Here is an 18,274-nt window from a genome sequence, read left to right on the forward strand (position 1 = left end):
TTACTACATTGACTCTTGTGAGATTTTTTTCAAGCAAACTATTATAGTATTTTGAAAACAGCACAAAAAAGAACAAATATTAGAGATAAAGCGATACACACGGTGTATAGAAAACCTGCAATCATTTTTGCAGGTCTTGGCATCTTCGTATTTACATTAATCTTAATTTTAGAGAATCAATATCCAAACATTCTCTCTCTTGTAGGTATTCTTGATACCAAAGAATTTAATAGAGAAGCATATATTCAAACACTCCAGTACATAGACTTAATGTTTATAATTGGAATGATTTATCTATTTGCTAGGAACTCTAAAACATTCAACCTCATTTTAGGAATTGTATTCCTACTTCTGTCTTTACACGCTATTTCTGAGATTTATGAATTGCCAATCAAAATTCTTAATCATTTAGAAATTTCCGATGATAAAATCATTGTTCAAGTTAAAGAAGTAAGTAGTACAACTTTCTATACTTTAGGTTTCACCTTTGCAGTACTTGTATTTTTACTTTTCAGACTAATATCTGATTTAATGCAAGACCCAGAAGATCAAATTATTTATGTACCTAAATATTTTTCAAAAGATAATCAAAACCTCGAAAGTGAGTTGAGAGATTCCTTTGATGAACGTGCATCTTTAATTAAAAAGAACATCCAATCTGCCATTATTAATTTAGGAGACGAAGATAAAGAACAGAAGCTTTTAAATGCTATTTGTAAAGAATTTCAAGTTTCTACTGGAATCTATTACAAATCTATTAATGTTGATGGTAAAGATATGATTCAGTATTCGAAAGGTTTTTCTTTCTATCTTCCAGATTCTAAAATGCTGATGTTTGAATATGGCGAAGGACTTCCTGGACAGGTTGCTAAAACAAGATCTTCTATTATTTCTAATGCAATACCAGAAAATTACATTCGTGTTGTATCTGGTTTAGGTGATAGTTCACCAAAGTCATTAATGATATCTCCTATCTTGGATACCGATCAAAACCTCCTTGGAGTAGTAGAACTTTCATCGTTTAAAACATTCACTCCAGAAGACAGAGAAATTTTAGATAAAGTAACCGTTTGGTTTACTGAAAATTAATAAATTTATCTAGTGAAGTAAATATATATATATGCTTTTTCAAGATTTAAAGATACGTACTAAGATTACGATAATCATGCTACTTGTTGTTACAATAACAGTAGTTGCGATTAGTTCACTTTCTTATTTCCAAACAGAGGATTCTGTTGAGAGAAGATACTCTGAAACATTTGATGTAATTAGTACATTAAAGGCTGAACAGATAGATCAAAAGTTCAAATACATTGAACAGAACTTGAAATACATGGCAAAGTCTGCTTTAATTGTTAGTAACGCTACCAAATTAAAGTTACTTTTTCAGTCTAAATCAAGATCATATAAAGATTCTACCTATTATGCCATTAAGAGAACTCTTGATAACGAGTTATTCCCTAAACAGATTGTAAATGGGTACTCAAATATCATTTTAACAGATAATAAAGGTAATGTACTATATACTAGTTATACATTTCCTGCTTCTGTTATTGTAGGTGATAGAAATAAGAAATTTGAGAAAATCATTAAAAAAGCAAAAACAAAAACATACTTCTCAGAACCATTTAATACTGAAAAAGGAGCTCATGTTTATGTAGTTTCTCCTAGAATGAAATCTAGATATGGAGAAATTGGTCACGTGATCATATTATATAGTTTACAGAAAAATATTTATCCAATTGTTGAGAATAGAACAGGACTTGGTGATACTGGTGAAATTCTACTTTCAAGAATATCAGATAACCAATCAAACAATGTTACTATCATTTCTCCACTAAAAGGAAGTCAAAATTTACTTACTGAAGTGATCAGTTTAGGTGACCCTTCTAATATTGCAATCCAAAAAGCTGCAAAAGGCGATTCTAAAGATTTTGGATATGATATTGATTGGCGTGGTAAGAAAACGATTTCATATTGGAACTACATCCCTACCACAAATTGGGGTCTAGTAGTAAAAATTGATTATGACGAAATTAAAAGTGGATTAAATGGATTAATTTTAACATTTGTCTACACTGCAATTATCATTATTCTAATTTCAATGCTGATTGCTGTAATTTTCTCTAAGTTTTTGACTAGTCCGATTATTACACTGAAAAATCGATTAAATTTTATTGCAAAAGGTATTTTACCACATGAGGTAACTGCTGAAATCCATAAAGATGAGATTGGCGAAATGTCATTTGCCGTTCAAGAAGTGGTAAATGGTATGAAAAGAACTGCAAACTTTTCAGAACAAATTGGTGAAGGAAATTATGACGCGACCTACTCATCTCTTAGTGATGATGATACTTTAGGTAATGCGTTAATTTCAATGAGAGATAGTATTCAAAGAGCAGAAAAAAGAGATTATGAAAGAAATTGGATTATTACAGGTGAAGCTGAAATTGGCCAAATTCTTCGAAATAACAACGATATTAGTACTTTAGGTGATGAAGTTGTGGCTTTTACAACTGAAAAAATCAATGCTGTTCAAGGTGCATTTTATGTGGTTGAAGGTGTTACAGATGAATTACCTATAAACGAACAAGTAATTCATTTAGTAAGCACATACGCATACAATAAGAAACGTTTCTTACAGAATAAATTCAAATTTGCAGAAGGCCTTGTTGGGCAAGCTGCAATTGAAATGGAAATGATTCTAAGAACAGAAGTCCCAAATAGTTACTTATCAATAACATCAGGATTAATGGGAGAGAAAAAACCCGATTCAATCTTGATAATGCCTTTAATTGCTAACGATAAAGTCTACGGTATTCTTGAGTTCGCATCATTAGAAGCCTTCTCTCCTATGACACTTGATTTTGTAAAGGAAATCTCGCATATCATTGCAAGAACAATCTTTAACATCAAGATTAACGAAAGAACAATTAAGTTACTGAAAGAATCTCAACAAATGAGTTCTGAACTTTCAGTACAACAAGAGATTTTACGTCAGAATGCGGAAGAGATGGAATCTACTCAAGAAGAACTTCAACGTACAAATACACGTCTTGAAGAACAAGTTGAGGAAGTTAAACACTCACAAGATAGATTACAATCTTTACTTGAGAACGCATCCGAGGTTATTACCATATTTAATAGTGATGGAAAAATTAAATTTGTCAGTCCATCATCTAGACACATTTTAGGTTACAAACCAACTGACTTAATTGGATCTTCTTACTTAGAACACTTACATAAAGATAGTGTTGATGTAGTAAAAGAATTTATCAATAATTTAGTCACTTCAGAAAATAAAGATACAATCAGTACTGAGTACCGCTACAAGCTACAAGATGGTAGATATATATGGCTAGAAGCAACTGGTATTAACCTTACCAATGAGCCATCTATAGAAGGTATTGTATTGAATGCTCAAGATATTACAGAAAGAAGAAGAGCAGAAACAGAAAGAAGAATGAGAACGCAAATGCAAGCGTTATCAGAAAACTCTCTTGATCTAATCCAACGACTTAATAACGAAGGGTTAATTTTCTATACTAACCCTATTATTACAGATTTAACAGGATTATCTTCTGATCTCTTCTTAAATCAAAAAATAGAAGATACTGCCTTACCACAACATATTATTGATGAGTGGAAAAATATGTTGGTTGAAGTTTCTTCTACTTCAGAGAAAACAACAAAAGAAGTTGAATTCCCTACAAGCACTGGCAATAGGTTTATGACTGTTACTGCAATTCCGGAATTTAATGAATCTGATGAATTTGAAAGTGCTTTATTTGTATCTCATGATATTACTGAACGTAAGAAAGCTGAATTAGAAATCTTATTGAAAAACAAGAAGATTACTGAAAGTATTAACTACGCTAAGAGAATTCAAGGTGCAATAATCCCTGATACAGACATTATTAAACGTGATTTACCAGATAGCTTTATATTTTATAAACCAAAAGATGTAGTAAGTGGTGATTTCCCTTGGTACTTCAAAAAAGGCGATGATATATATATAGCTGCTGTAGATTGTACAGGTCATGGTGTACCAGGTGCGTTAATTTCGCTTATTGGTTACTTCATTCTTAATGATATCGTTCAAAACAATGATAATATTACACCTGGAGAAGTATTAGATTTATTACATCAAGGAGTTTCTAAAACTCTAAGACAAGATTCTAATAGCAGCACTAGAGATGGTATGGACATTGCTCTTGCAAAGATAAATCTATCTACAAAAGAAATAGAATATGCAGGTGCTCATCGCCCTCTATATCTTTTCAAAACAAAAGAAAATGACTTTATTCAAGTAAAAGGAAGTAAATTCCCTGTGGGTGGAGAATATAAAACTAGAACTAATTTTGCTACTCACCACTTACAACTTGAAGAAGGAGACGAAATTTACATGTTCTCAGATGGATATCCAGATCAGTTTGGAGGCGAAGAGAACCGTAAATTTGGTGCAAAAAGAATACGTGAATTAATTACAAATACGGAACATTCGTCTATGGAAGAAATTGCTAAAACATTTAATGATACATTTATGACATGGAAAGGCAATTCTAAGCAGACTGATGACGTTATTATGATAGGCATACGATTTTAAGCTAATAAATACTTGTTAGTTTGATATGTTTATTTATATTTGATAATCTTTTTTTTACATCTTGCTATTTTAATAGAGTAAAGATATTAATACAGTGTCTTTGACTATACACTGATTAAATTATTTGTTCGGACATATGAAATACATCTACGAACTTCACAGAACAATGCTTGATAAAGATCTTATCCTTATTTATGAAGGAGAGATCACGCAAGACATAACCAAATCTGTCTTATCCATGGCCGAAAGGAATATGGATTCATATGGAGAACAATCAAAGATCAAGAGAAAGGTCTTTAATGTTATGGTTGAATGTTTGCAAAACATCAGTAAATATGCTGTCCCGATGGAACCAACTTCTGATAAAAAGAACAGTGCTGTCTTTATGATCGGCAAAGAAGATGATTCTTATTTTATCACATCGGGAAACCCAATACTTTCTAAAAATGTAAAAGACATTGCTAACAGATTAGAAAGAATTAATGACCTTGATAAAGACGGTCTTAAAAATTTATATAAAGACATTATCAAAAATGGCAAGATCTCTGCTAAAGGTGGTGCAGGTCTTGGTTTTATTGATATGGCACGAAAATCAGGCGAGAAACTTCGTTTTGATTTTGAACCCATCAATGATGAGTTCACATTTTTTTCTCTTAAAACGACAATTCCAAGGAAACTAAAATAACAATACATGAAAGTCCTTAATCTAGCCGGCACGGAGGATACACCAAAAGTCATCTTGGACAAAGACAACGAATTGTTTGAGATTTCAGGTAGATCACTTCCTGAAGATTCTGCAGAATTCTTTGCACCAATTTTAAATTGGATCGACGGTTATTCTGAAGAAGCATTATCGAGTACTAAGTTTTTATTTAAACTTGAGTATTTCAATACAGCCTCATCAAAACTTATTTTAGATGTTTTATCTAAATTAGAAGAAATCGAAGGAGTAACTGTAGTATGGTATTATCATGAAGATGATGAAGACATGCAAGAAGCAGGTGAAGAATTCGAAGAATTAGTCGAATTAGAATTTGAATTCGAAACGTACTAAAATTAATTAGTACTCTAAAAAAACACTTGATTATTCGACTTAATCAAGTGTTTTTTTTATTTATCTCAAGAAAAATCTTCTTGAAATACAATATTTCCCCAAACTATAGCATTAAATAAATGTATACTTTTCAATAAGTATATACTATTTAATAAAGATTTGAATTTCCGTAGTAGACACGGTACTCTATGAGTGAAGAAATACTAAAAGCACTGACGCAATTATTTGCAATTATATCTACTCAAGACGAAGGTTTAACTTCAGTAGAGAGAGATTTTGTTATCAAGTTCCTTAATCAGGAACTTGAAAAACGATCAGTCGAAGAATATATCCAATTGTATGATCAGCTTATTCAAGATGAAGAAGATCGTATTGCTAAGAGAAAAGCAAAAGCTGCGAAGAAAAGAGCTGCTAAAGGAGAATCTGCGGATGCTGACAACGCATTAACAGATGCTGTTTCAGTACGTAATTCAGTGCGTACCTTATCACTTTGTAGAAAGATTAACAAAACACTAGATCAAAAGCAAAAAACCATTGTTATGGTTAAACTTTTGGAACTAGTCTCTTCTGACAAATCATTTACTCCTCAGCGTATGGATATTATCCATACAGTTGCAGATGTATTTAATATACCTTCTCCAGAATATAAATTATTAGAAAGATTTATAATCGAGACACATTCATCAAAAATTGACAATGAGGATATCCTTATTTTCGATGATGAAATGCCACCAGAAGGAAGCAAAATTAAATTTATTGATTCTGGTTTACTTGATGGAGAAATCATCTTTATTCGCCTAAAAAGTGTTGCTTTATACTTCACTAAATATACAGGTAAAGATACCATTTACTTAAATGGACAACCTGTGGCAGCGAATACAATTCACCTCTTCTCTCCAGGTAGTATTTTTAAAACACCAAAAGGTGCACCTCTATACTATAGTGATCTTGTAAACAAGTATAATTCTGATGAAATTAATGGCAACATTTCTTTCATTGTAGAAAACTTAGAATATAAATTCCCGAATGGAGGTATAGGACTAAGAGATATTAATTTTGGTGAAAATTCAGGTCAGCTAATTGGTATTATGGGCGCTTCTGGTGCTGGTAAAACTACACTTTTAAATGTACTAGCAGGCTTAGAGACACCTTCCGGAGGAGAAGTAAGAATTAATGGATATAATATCCATAAAGAAAAGCATAAAATTGAAGGTGTTATTGGGTATATAGCTCAAGACGATCTTTTAATTGAAGAACTCACAGTATTCCAAAACTTATTTTATAATGCTAAGCTCTGTTTTAAAGACATGAGCGAAGAAGAATTAACAAATAAGGTTACTGAGGTTCTAGAAAGTTTAGGACTTGATAGAATTGCTCATTTAGTTGTGGGTAATGTTCTTAATAAAAAAATATCTGGCGGCCAAAGAAAACGTCTGAATATAGCATTAGAATTAATTCGTGAACCAGCAGTAATGTTTGTTGATGAACCAACTTCTGGTTTATCATCACGTGATTCTGAAAATGTAATTGACTTACTAAAAGAACTTTCTTTAAAAGGAAAATTAATTTTCGTTGTTATTCATCAACCATCATCAGACATCTACAAAATGTTTGATAAGATGTGGTTGCTCGATACAGGTGGATATCCGGTATTTTATGGTAACCCAATTGAAGCAATTACTCATTTTAAGAGTGCTGCTGGACAGGTTGATAGTGATCAAGGACAATGTAATACCTGTGGTAATGTAAACCCCGAACAGCTTTTCAATATTATTGAAGCACAAGTGGTTGATGAATATGGTGAGTTTACAAATAAGAGGAAAGCAACTCCAGAAGATTGGTATAGAATATATACAGAAACTTTTGAGAAACCAGACGTTGAAGAAGTTCATGTAGACCCTCCTAAAACGTTAAGGATACCTTCTAAACTGAAACAAACTGCAATTTTTACAGTAAGAGATTTCTTATCTAAATTCAGTAATAAACAGTATCTTCTAATTAACTTATTAGAAGCTCCATTCTTAGCTCTATTATTATCTTGGATTATATATTATATAAAAGATGGTGATACTGAATACCTTTTCAGACACAATGAAAATGTTCCTGCTTATATATTAATAGCAATTTTAGTTGCATTATTTATGGGTATGACCGTAAGTGCTGAAGAGATAATTAAAGACAGGAAAATAAAGAAAAGGGAGTCATTCCTGAACTTAAGTAGGTCTAGTTATCTATTTTCAAAGTTATTTATCCTTTTTGGCTTTTCAGCTGTACAAACAGCAACATTTGTCTTAATTGGCAATACAATTCTTGAAATTCCAGACTTATCATTTGCCTATTGGCTAGTACTGTTTTCAGTTTCTTGCCATGCGAACATGATTGGTCTAAATATATCTTCTGCATTTAACTCTGCTATTACTGTTTACATTTTAATCCCTATTCTTTTGATTCCTCAAATGATTTTAAGTGGATTAATATTTGATTTCTCGAAATTAAACAACACAATTAGTCAGCATGGTAAAACACCATTAATTGCAGATGTTATGACATCTAGGTGGGCATACGAAGCATTATCTGTTGAACAGTACAAGAACAACAGATATGAAAAACCATTCTTTGACATTGACATGAAACTAAGTCAAAGTAATTACAAGAGTGCCTATTGGGAGCCGAAGATGGAAGAGATTTTATATGATGTACAATTAAATAGTAAAAATACTAATGATAGTACTGCTAAAATATTAAAATCTGATATTCTTACTTTAACCAATGAAATTAATTCTGATTTATTCTTTACTACTCATTCTGATAAAAAAGAATTGGCTTTAGATTATTTATCAGATGGTAAAGTATCTTCTAACGAAGGAAATAAACTTAGAAAGATTTTCTACGAGTCATCAATTTTCTATAACGATATTTTAATTAAAGCTGAGGAAGAGCGTGATACTAAGATATATAAGATGAAAAAAGAGTTAGGCGATAAGTTTGATCTTTCTAAATCTAAAAATCTTTATTACAATAATCAGCTAGAAACGTTCGTGAAAAACAAAAATGTTTTGAACAGAACTGTAGTTGATCACAATAGAATTGTTCAATTAATTGATCCTATTTTCTTCATAAAAGAGAATACTTCTGGACCACTTGATTATAGAACTCATCTTTTTGCACCTGTAAAGAAAGTATTTGGCACATATATTGACACATTTGCATTTAATGTGCTTATGATTTGGCTTATGTCACTTATACTATACCTCACATTATACTTTGAACTACTTAAAAAGTTCATTGAAGGTGTTGAAGTACTATTGTCAAGAATAATGTCAAAAGAAGCATAGAACTTTAAATCTAATTGTAGTTATTAAGCAACTATAGAAAAATAGATATTAGAAAACCAAAGAAAGATGAAGACCAAATATCTAAATACATTGGCAGCATCAGTGCTACTTGCATCATCTGTATCAATGGCTAGTGAATTGCCTAAAGATAAAGTTAAGTTAAGTACTGAGGAAGCCCAACCTACAAAAGTAACACAAGAGGTGTTACCTGTTACTGAGGTGTTGGAATCTATTCCATCCCCTTTAGAAATATCTGTATTAATTAAAGAAAACGGAACAATATACAATAAAGGTGATATGAATGCACCAGATGCTGTTTCGAGATACAATACAACATTTCAAAAGGCAATTAACCTCGGTATATACGGAACCGATTTAGGGTTTGCAAACATCTACGGAAAAAATCAAGATGCAATTACTTATCTAAATTCAGTTAGAGATTTAGCTGATGGTTTAGGTATTGGAGCATTCTTTGATTACGAGACTATTAAAGAATTAGCTGAGAGTTCGAACAGGTTGGATGAATTAATTCAACAAACGACTCTTAACTTTGAAAAAATAAATAATAATTTAAGAGAGAGAAAGCGAGAAAACGTAAGTGTTCTAATTCTTGCTGGAGGATGGATTGAAGCTGTTTACTTAACAACAGTAGTAAATAGCAGAGAGCCTAATGACCTTCTTAAAGATAAAATTGGTGATCAGAAAATTGTATTAGATCAATTATTATTAGTTTTAGACATCTATAAGTCTAGTGCTGGTTTTGAAGATATAATAAATGATTTAACTGCACTTCAAGAAGTATATGACGAAATCGAAATTGAGGTTATCGTAGGAGAGCCTACAATGGAAGAGATCGACGGTGTACTTGTTGTAACAGACGGCACAAGAAGTGTTGTTCATGTAACTGACAGTGATATTCAAAAGATCACAAGTTTATTAAAATCTATTCGTAACAAGGTTATTAAATAATAGCTCATTCTTCTACAGAATAAAAAAATACTTAGAACGATGAAAAAAATATTCTTAGCATTCTCACTAATGTTTGCTCTTTTCACTCTTAACGAAGCAAACGCTCAATGTAACGCAGAACTTTATGTTACAAAGAGTATGAAAGAGTTAAATCCAGGATTCCAATTCTCTAAGAGTTACAGAATCGATGGTCGTAACGGTACACGTCGTAAAATTGAATACACTTGTGTATTAGCAAAAGATACTAGTTACCAAATTACTATTTCTGGTAAAGATGGTGGAGCCCAAGGCTTAATTAGTACTTTATATGACGCTAAAAGACGTAGAATTATCTCTAGTTTCTATAACAATAGATTCTTAGGCACTTGGACTTACAAATGTACATCTACAGGTATTTATTACTTAAGTTTTACATTTAAAGATTCTAAGAGCTACTGTGGTGCAGCAGTTCTTGGCTTTAAGAGATAAACAGCAAAATATTACTTAAAAAGGGTCGGAGTTTTTAACTTCTACCCTTTTTTTGTGTCAAAACTATAAAAAATCAATAGTTTTGTGGAATAACTTTTAATAAAAGTATTGTTTCAAGAATTAACATTAAGGTGCGATTATATGGACTTATTGTCATTAAGAAATCAGATAGATGCTATAGATAACCAAGTACTTCGTCTTTTAAACGAAAGAATGAATATCGTAAAGCAAGTTGGAGAATTAAAAAAACACGAGAAATCTGTTATTTATAGACCTGAAAGAGAAAAAGCTATTATTGATAGACTAACATCTATTTCTAATGACGATAACGGTACTTTAAACCACTCTGCAGTAGAAGCCATATTTCTTGAAATATTTGCAGTGAGTAGAAATATCGAACTTCCTGAAAAAGTTGCCTTTTTAGGACCTGAAGGAAGCTATACTCATCAAGCTGCTGAAAACCGTTTTGGTGCAATGAGTGAATACATACCTCTTAAGACCATCAAATCTGTTTTTGATAATGTAGAAACTGGACGTGTTCGTTTTGGAGTTGTTCCTATTGAAAATAATCAAGAAGGTACTGTTGCTGAAACAATTGATCAGTTATGCTATAGAAATGTCAAAATTGTGGCTGAATTACCATTATCGGTAAACTTCACATTTGCATCTAACATGGATGACCCATCAAAAATAACAAAGATCTATTCTAAGGATATTGCTTTTAGACAATGTCGTAATTTTATAGAAGATTATTTTGGTGACGATATCAAGCTAATTCAAGTTGCGTCAACTTCAAAAGCTGCTAAGTTAGCTTTAGAAGAAGAAGGTGCAGCTGCAATTTGTTCTCAAATAGCCGCAAAACTTTACAAGTTACCTATTCTTTATAATAACATTGAAGATAGTCAGGACAACACAACTCGTTTCTTGATACTCGCAAAAGATGTTGTAAATCAGAAGTCTGGTAATGATAAAACTTCAGTATTAGCAAAAATTGGAGATAATCCTGGAGATTTGGCAAACTTCTTGGAAGAATTCAGACAACGAGATATCAACCTTACAAAAATTGAGAGTAGACCAGCCAAAGTAAAAGATAATTTTAAGTACTGGTTCTTAGTTGATTTTGATGGTCACTTTGAAGAAAGTAAGGTACAAGAGGTAATTCGAGTATATCCTGACACTATTACTTTCTTAGGAAGTTATGTAAAAATGGTTTAGATAGAATAATTTACATTTTTATACGTTGTTTAGGTAGATGTCAATTTGACCTAATAAAATTAGAATGAAACAACATTTTTTAATCATCACACTTCTGTGTACTATTTTTACTCTTTCAGCTAAAGCTGATAAGATGCCTTTACCTGTAAAAACTTATTCAAGTTTTATTAAAGTTCTTGGTGGAGGCAAATACGATATTGGTGTATCTATAGTAAAAGCTCATGATAACGGTTACGTTATTGCGGGTAGATCTGTTGGTACAAGCGGTAACATGGACATGAGTTTATGGAAAGTTGACGAGAATGGTAATGTAAAATGGAATTATAAATTTGGAGACTCTGAAACTGAAGAAGTTTACGACATTATCCAAACTAAAGATGGTGGTTACATTACTGTTGGTAGTTCTGACTCTTATGGTTTAAGTGTTGATCTAAAAGATACTTGGGTAGTTAAAATTTCTGCTCAAGGTAAATTAATTTGGAGACAAACATACGGTGATGAAAACTCTATAGAAGAAGGCACTTGTATTTCTGAAACAGAAGATGGAGGGTTTATTATAGGAGGCAAAATCATTTCTTTAACTCAAGAAGATCCTAGTGGAGATGCTTTTGTATTAAAGATTGACAATAAAGGCATTCAAGAATGGAGAAAAACATATGGTGGTGCTAAAAATGATGAAGCCGTAGGTATTCTACCTGTTGATGGCGGTTACACTGTTATTGGCAATACTGAATCTTCAGGAAAAGGTAAATGGGATGTTTGGATGTTCAACATTGACCTTAAAGGCACTACAAAATGGGAAAGAACCTATGGAGGTGGTGACACAGAAAAAGCCAATGAATTTGTTCAAACAGAAGATGGAGGGTTTGTCTTTGTTGGCTACTCATACACTTTTGCTGAAGCAAGTCTAGACTGTTGGGTTGTTAAAACCGACAAAGATGGACAACAAATGTGGCATAAATCTTTTGGAGGTTTAAGTTATGATGAAGGTAATGGTATTACAGCTACCAAAGATGGTGGCTTTGCAATAACAGGCTATACAGAGGTATGGGTTCCTGATGAATATGGAGACAATACTAGCTTAGAAGGTTTTAATACTTTACTTATAAAAATTGATAGTAAAGGCCAAAAACAATGGGAAAAATCTATTGGTGGTGTTAAAGAACAAAGAGGTAATAGTTTAGTAGAAGCCAAAAATGGTGATTTTATTATAGTTGGCTCAAAACAAACTAGTGATCAAAATAACTTTGGAGTTTTATTGATTCGCACCAATTCTAACGGCTCAATCTAAAATTTTAAGACGCTGAACTTTAATAAACTTTATATTGGATTACTTTGCTGTTTTTTCTCAGTTTCTCTATCAATGGCTCAAACTATTGAAGAAGCTGATAAATTATATGCAGAAGAAAAATTTTACGAGGCTTTTGAAATGTATCAAAAGATATCAACTCGTAACATTTCATCGTGCGTAATTCAATATAAAATAGGTCTATGTTATTTAAATTCTCCTTTTAAGCAGAAAGAGGCCATACATTATTTTAATTCTGTAATTAAGAATAGTTGTAATGATATTCCTTCAGAAAAATATTACTACTTAGCTTCTTTACTACATCTAGAAGAAAAGTATATTGAAGCAATTAATACCTACAATTTATATCTAGAAGAAACCGAAAATCAAATTAGGGACTTTAACGATATAGGGCTTAGAATAAAGCAATGTGAGAATGGAATAAAATTAAAAGCTGATTTGTCTCAAAAAATGACAACCGCAATTATGGATATTCCAATAAACACTTCTTACGATGAGTATGCCCCTATCATATCAAAATTAGATAACTTTATTGTTTTTAGTTCTCAAAGACAGCGTGATAGTTTTAATTATGTGTATGGAGATAAATACACATTCTTACCACAAAATCTTCAGAGTACTGATAACGATATCTATTTATCGTATAGAAAAGGAATTCAATTTTCACACCCCTACCCTCAGTTTGAAGATAAATACAGACAAGCCTACCCACTTTTTATTCAAGATGGGAACTACATGTTATTGTACATCGAACTTTTTTCAGATCAAGAAGGAAAAGGTAATATTTACGAAACAAGAGTAAAAAAAGGACGTTGGCTAAAACCGAAGAAACTAAACAATAAAATCAATTCTAGTTTTGACGAAAAGGGTGCATTCATAGCAAATAATGGCACTACAATTTACTTTTCTAGTAATAGACCAAACGGTTTTGGAGGGTTCGATATCTACAAAGCGATTCGCGTAGGTAAAGACGACTGGTCTAAACCAATTAATTTAGGACCTACAATTAATAGCGAATATGATGAGGTTTACCCTTTTGTTCATAATGATAACAAGACTCTTTATTACGCAACAAACGGTGCCCTATCAATAGGTGGGTTTGATATTGTGTGCTCAATTAAAGAAGGGGCAACTTGGAATACTCCTTTTAATTTAGGAAAAGAAATAAATTCACCTTACAACGAATATCAATTCTCTCAAATTCCAAGTAAAAGATATTCCTATTTTGCTTCTGATAGACAGAATAAACAGTCTGTAGGAGGTTTTGATATCTATAATGTGTTTAAGCCTGTTCATAAAATGAAAAGAGCAATTGTTACAGGCACAATTCAAGTTAATAAGAACGGTAAAAAACTTCCCCTTCAGCTAAAAGTTAAGGATAGCAATAATATTACATTCAGAAAATACGTATATGATCCTTCTATAGAATCTGATAAATTTTTCATGATTCTATTCCCTGGTAAAAATTACTCCATTACTATTGCTTCCGATGATATTGATCTTTATACGATCAATATTGACTTACCAAAAGACACTTACAGGTATCAACTTGATAAATCATTTACAATAAACGACATCACTGTCCTAAATAAAGTTGTTGGGTTTGATGTACAACCTCAATCGACTCAGTTTGAAATAACGACTTTTGATGAAATTGATAATCAAACCAAAGAAGAAAGTACAGATGCTCGATATGATGCACTACTTATGCTTATGGAAATGATTGTTGATAGAACAGACAAGGATGGGCTAGCCTCTTTAAATGCATTAGACGATCCATTTTTAGATACTTCCCTATCAAACGTTAGCAATAATGACCCCGATCCTTATTATACACCTTTATTAGACCTTATTGAGAAAGCATTTAATGAAGGGAATTCAAATTTACTTACTACATTAGATAGCGTAAGAGGAGACTCTGGAGATAAAATTGTTAAACTCCCAAACAATACCGCTAATCCTAAAAGTATTTTAGAACAACGTTATTATTTTGCAGATGATGATTTTGATATTACATCTGAAAATAAAAAAACATTGAAAGAAATTGCAGAATTCTTAAAATCAAGAGATGATATAGAATTGCAAATAAACTGGTTTTCAAAAAAGAGCAACGATGAAATAAAAAATCAAGATACCATTACACAAATGAGAATGAATTCGATTCTTAATTACCTTACCGTAAGTGGTGTACCTCAGTGGAAAATCAGAAAAAAAGAACTCCTTTACAAAACTTCGTCAGATGAGGCATGTATCCTTTTATCTGTAAGCATAAAATAAAAATTTGAAAGTATTTGATATAAATATCACTCGCTATTTAAAGCCTTATATTCTTGTAATAATGTTCATCACTTTATTTCAAGTAGATACTTATGCTCAATTTGACGAATATGAACGTAAGGCTGGAATGATTAATACTTTTGCCAAATTTGTAAATTGGCCCTCTCAAGCATTTAAAGAAGACAATAGCCTTGTATTAGGTATTCTTGGTGACGACCCTTTCGGTGATGTAATTGATAATATGTTCCGAAACAGGTATGTAAAAGGGAGAGTTTGGAAAATTAAGAGAGCACAAACAATTAAAGAATTAAAAGGTTCACATATTGTTTTTATATCAAAAGGGTTTACATCTTCTCAGGTAAAATCATTCTTAGATGAGATTTATGATAGGAATAATTCATTTGTTTTGACGATAGGTGATAATATTCCTAACTTCTGTAAAAATGGTGGTATTATTAATTTAACGCCGAATTGTTTATATACTTTAAACCTCTATTCAGCAAATACTGCACAACTTACAATTGATGTAAAGTTATTGAACCTAGCAAGTGATATAATTCCTTATGACCCAGATTAAAAGAATATTATCTCAATCCTTAAGATATAAACTGATTGCAATAATCATGTTTGTAAGCCTTATTGCTTCCTCTTTTTCAACAATTCTATTTTGTGCTTATGATTTTGATCAATACAAACAAAAGTACATTGATGATACAAAGCAATTAGCGAAGATTATTGGAGATAATAACGATGCATCTGTAGAATTACAACAATACATCCCTGCCCAAAGAAACCTCTCTGAGTTATTAGCTGATAATACTCAAATTACAACAGGTGCTATTTTTGATAAGGAACAACGTCTTTTCGCCTTTTATAGCCTTAAAGCAATATCATTGGCTAAAAAGGATTCTTTATTAAACCTTAAAAGTCTCACCTTAGATAAAGATTGGCAATTATCTCACGCTAATTCAATCCCTACTTATTCACAGAACGACACCAATTTTTCATTAATAGAAAATATTTTACAAATTTATGTAAGTACTTTCGATGAGAATGGACGTATTAATACCGTCTATTTAGAAGCTGATTTAAATACTATTTGGAATCGGCTAACAACCTACCTAATCATGTTTACTATAATTGTTAGTAGCGTATTATTATTTGTTGCAATGTTATCTGTGCCCTTACAAAGTAGTATTTCTAAACCTATACTTGATTTAGAAAAAACAGCCCATATCATATCAAAAAAGAAAGATTATTCAATAAGAATTAATGATAAAAGAGAGGATGAAATTGGTCTACTAATAGATGCTTTCAATGAAATGTTATCTAAAATAGAACTCCAAAATGAATCTTTAATTCATGCAAAAGAAGTTGCTGAATCTTCAGCAAAAGCCAAGCAAGATTTCTTAGCAAACATGTCTCATGAGATTAGAACACCTATTAATGGTGTTATGGGTATGGCTGAGCTATTAAACGATACATTACTTAATGATGAGCAACATCATTTACTAAAAGTTTTAAGAGGGTCTGCAGACCATCTTTTAGTTGTAATAAACGATATACTTGATATTTCTAAAATTGAATCTGGTAAGTTAGAATTCGAGAAAAAAGAAATTCAAGTATACGATACGTTATCAAGTATAATCGAAGTACATAAAGTTGAAACTGATAAAAAAGGGTTAAATACTCTCTTAGATATCGCTAAAGATGTACCAAAATATGTAATTGGTGATCCTGTCCGTTTAAAACAAATACTTATAAATTTATACTCCAACGCAGTTAAATTTACGTTTAACGGTAGTATAATAATAGCCGTTGTAAAAGTAGAAAATGACCAAAATAAGCTTACACTTAGATTCTCGGTTAAAGACTCTGGAATTGGGATAGAAAAAGAAAAATTAGGTAGCATTTTTGACAGTTTTACACAAGCTAGTAACGAAACTACTAGAAAATTTGGAGGGACCGGACTTGGGTTAAGTATATCTAAACAACTTGTTGAATTACAAGGAGGGAAATTACACTTAGAAAGCACTCCAAAACTTGGAAGTACATTTTACTTTGAAATTACATTTGATGAGTTTATTGAAAAGCAGAAAGCTCTGACTCAAGTAAACAAAATCAAAAAATCAATCCCAGTTAAACCAAGTGCTACAAGTAAAAGTATATTATTAGTAGAAGATAATGAAGTAAATCAGATGTTGGTACTTCGACTTCTAAAGAAATGGGGTTATAAATCTGATGTTGCTGATAATGGACTTATTGCTTTAAGAAAATTAAAAGAACATACATATGATCTTGTTTTAATGGATGTACATATGCCAGAAATGGATGGTTATACGGCAACTAAAAAAATACGTACTGAATTTGATGAACCCCTTAAATCAATACCTATAATAGCAATGACAGCCTCTGCTTTAAAAGGTGAATTTGAAAGATGTAAAGAAGCAGGAATGAATGATTATATTTCAAAACCTTTCAAAAAAGATCACCTAGAAGAGAAAGTTAGATCTCATACAAGTTGACTTTATTGAGCAATATTAAAATAATTGAATAATCATTCATCTATTCCTGCTCCAACTTTTATTGTTCTAAAAAAAATTGAACTGCTAATTCATAGCCTTTCAACCCTAATCCAGCAATTGTTCCTACACAATTTTTAGCCATATAACTCTTATGTCTAAATACTTCTCTAGCATGAACATTACTAATATGTACTTCTATTACACCAGTCTCTACCCCAGCAATAGCATCTGCTATAGCCACAGATGTATGTGTATAAGCTCCTGCATTTAAGACAATTCCGTCATATTCAAAGCCATATTCATGAATAATATCTACTAATGTCCCTTCATGATTACTTTGTTTGTAGATCATATCAACATTTGGGTATTTTGTAGTTAATTGTTCAAAATAATCCTCAAAGCTTTTATTACCATAAATTGTTGGCTCACGTTTACCCAAAAGATTTAAATTAGGTCCGTTCAAAATTAATAGCTTCATATTCTATTATTATTATTAAATTAGTGTTGTTATAACAA

13 protein-coding genes are annotated in these 18,274 nt (G+C 31.5%); 12 read left to right on the plus strand and 1 reads right to left on the minus strand.

Annotation, left to right across the window (positions count from 1 at the left end; genetic code table 11):
- The first annotated feature begins 51 nt into the window (after window positions 1–51).
- The 12 genes from EI427_RS10140 to EI427_RS10195 all read left to right on the plus strand — a co-directional run bounded on the left by EI427_RS10140 (window position 52) and on the right by EI427_RS10195 (window position 17,758).
- On the plus strand, window positions 52–1,089 hold the full coding sequence (locus tag EI427_RS10140; RefSeq protein ID WP_126614226.1) for a GAF domain-containing protein: 1,038 nt from the start codon (window positions 52–54) through the stop codon (window positions 1,087–1,089).
- A gap of 31 nt (window positions 1,090–1,120) precedes the next feature.
- Window positions 1,121–4,606 (plus strand): PAS domain S-box protein, encoded by a 3,486-nt coding sequence (locus tag EI427_RS10145; RefSeq protein ID WP_126614228.1) that lies wholly within the window; start codon window positions 1,121–1,123, stop codon window positions 4,604–4,606.
- A gap of 136 nt (window positions 4,607–4,742) precedes the next feature.
- Window positions 4,743–5,291 (plus strand): SiaB family protein kinase, encoded by a 549-nt coding sequence (locus EI427_RS10150; protein WP_126614230.1) that lies wholly within the window; start codon window positions 4,743–4,745, stop codon window positions 5,289–5,291.
- Window positions 5,292–5,297: 6 nt separating this feature from the next.
- Entirely contained in the window at window positions 5,298–5,660 is a 363-nt protein-coding gene (locus tag EI427_RS10155) for a DUF1987 domain-containing protein (RefSeq protein WP_126614232.1), read from the plus strand.
- Window positions 5,661–5,848: 188 nt separating this feature from the next.
- Window positions 5,849–8,995: an ATP-binding cassette domain-containing protein gene (locus tag EI427_RS10160; RefSeq protein WP_126614234.1), complete on the plus strand. Its 3,147-nt coding sequence runs from the start codon at window positions 5,849–5,851 to the stop codon at window positions 8,993–8,995.
- A 66-nt stretch (window positions 8,996–9,061) separates the two neighbouring features.
- Complete coding sequence (locus EI427_RS10165) at window positions 9,062–9,964, plus strand: hypothetical protein (protein WP_126614236.1); 903 nt, start codon at window positions 9,062–9,064, stop codon at window positions 9,962–9,964.
- A gap of 39 nt (window positions 9,965–10,003) precedes the next feature.
- Window positions 10,004–10,432 (plus strand): hypothetical protein, encoded by a 429-nt coding sequence (locus EI427_RS10170; RefSeq protein ID WP_126614238.1) that lies wholly within the window; start codon window positions 10,004–10,006, stop codon window positions 10,430–10,432.
- A gap of 141 nt (window positions 10,433–10,573) precedes the next feature.
- Window positions 10,574–11,647 (plus strand): prephenate dehydratase, encoded by a 1,074-nt coding sequence (gene pheA / locus EI427_RS10175; protein ID WP_126614241.1) that lies wholly within the window; start codon window positions 10,574–10,576, stop codon window positions 11,645–11,647.
- Between the two features lie 64 nt (window positions 11,648–11,711).
- The gene (locus EI427_RS10180; protein WP_126614243.1) at window positions 11,712–12,938 is read left to right on the plus strand and encodes a hypothetical protein; all 1,227 of its coding nucleotides are present in this window, start codon (window positions 11,712–11,714) and stop codon (window positions 12,936–12,938) included.
- A gap of 72 nt (window positions 12,939–13,010) precedes the next feature.
- Window positions 13,011–15,233 carry a PD40 domain-containing protein gene (locus EI427_RS10185; RefSeq protein WP_126614245.1) on the plus strand — a complete coding sequence of 741 codons (2,223 nt, stop codon included), beginning with the start codon at window positions 13,011–13,013 and terminating at the stop codon, window positions 15,231–15,233.
- Window positions 15,234–15,294: 61 nt separating this feature from the next.
- Window positions 15,295–15,810, plus strand: coding sequence for a YfiR family protein (locus EI427_RS10190; RefSeq protein ID WP_126614246.1), 516 nt, complete (start codon window positions 15,295–15,297; stop codon window positions 15,808–15,810).
- The gene (locus EI427_RS10195; RefSeq protein WP_126614248.1) at window positions 15,797–17,758 is read left to right on the plus strand and encodes a response regulator; all 1,962 of its coding nucleotides are present in this window, start codon (window positions 15,797–15,799) and stop codon (window positions 17,756–17,758) included. The genes EI427_RS10190 and EI427_RS10195 overlap by 14 nt, the downstream gene beginning before the upstream one ends.
- Window positions 17,759–17,816: 58 nt before the next feature.
- Here the strand turns inward: EI427_RS10195 and aroQ are convergent, their stop codons facing one another.
- Window positions 17,817–18,236 carry a type II 3-dehydroquinate dehydratase gene (gene aroQ / locus EI427_RS10200; protein WP_126614250.1) on the minus strand — a complete coding sequence of 140 codons (420 nt, stop codon included), beginning with the start codon at window positions 18,234–18,236 and terminating at the stop codon, window positions 17,817–17,819.
- Window positions 18,237–18,274 lie beyond the last annotated feature (38 nt).

It is taken from the genome of Flammeovirga pectinis (assembly GCF_003970675.1).
Classification (GTDB): domain Bacteria; phylum Bacteroidota; class Bacteroidia; order Cytophagales; family Flammeovirgaceae; genus Flammeovirga; species Flammeovirga pectinis.

Coding starts and splice junctions, on each gene's coding strand:
- EI427_RS10145 (WP_126614228.1), top strand. CDS start 1,121: ATGCTTTTTCAAGATTTAAAGATACGTACTAAGATTACGATAATCATG.
- EI427_RS10150 (WP_126614230.1), top strand. CDS start 4,743: ATGAAATACATCTACGAACTTCACAGAACAATGCTTGATAAAGATCTT.
- EI427_RS10155 (WP_126614232.1), top strand. CDS start 5,298: ATGAAAGTCCTTAATCTAGCCGGCACGGAGGATACACCAAAAGTCATC.
- EI427_RS10160 (WP_126614234.1), top strand. CDS start 5,849: ATGAGTGAAGAAATACTAAAAGCACTGACGCAATTATTTGCAATTATA.
- EI427_RS10165 (WP_126614236.1), top strand. CDS start 9,062: ATGAAGACCAAATATCTAAATACATTGGCAGCATCAGTGCTACTTGCA.
- EI427_RS10170 (WP_126614238.1), top strand. CDS start 10,004: ATGAAAAAAATATTCTTAGCATTCTCACTAATGTTTGCTCTTTTCACT.
- pheA (WP_126614241.1), top strand. CDS start 10,574: ATGGACTTATTGTCATTAAGAAATCAGATAGATGCTATAGATAACCAA.
- EI427_RS10180 (WP_126614243.1), top strand. CDS start 11,712: ATGAAACAACATTTTTTAATCATCACACTTCTGTGTACTATTTTTACT.
- EI427_RS10185 (WP_126614245.1), top strand. CDS start 13,011: ATGGCTCAAACTATTGAAGAAGCTGATAAATTATATGCAGAAGAAAAA.
- EI427_RS10190 (WP_126614246.1), top strand. CDS start 15,295: ATGTTCATCACTTTATTTCAAGTAGATACTTATGCTCAATTTGACGAA.
- EI427_RS10195 (WP_126614248.1), top strand. CDS start 15,797: ATGACCCAGATTAAAAGAATATTATCTCAATCCTTAAGATATAAACTG.
- aroQ (WP_126614250.1), bottom strand. CDS start 18,236: ATGAAGCTATTAATTTTGAACGGACCTAATTTAAATCTTTTGGGTAAA.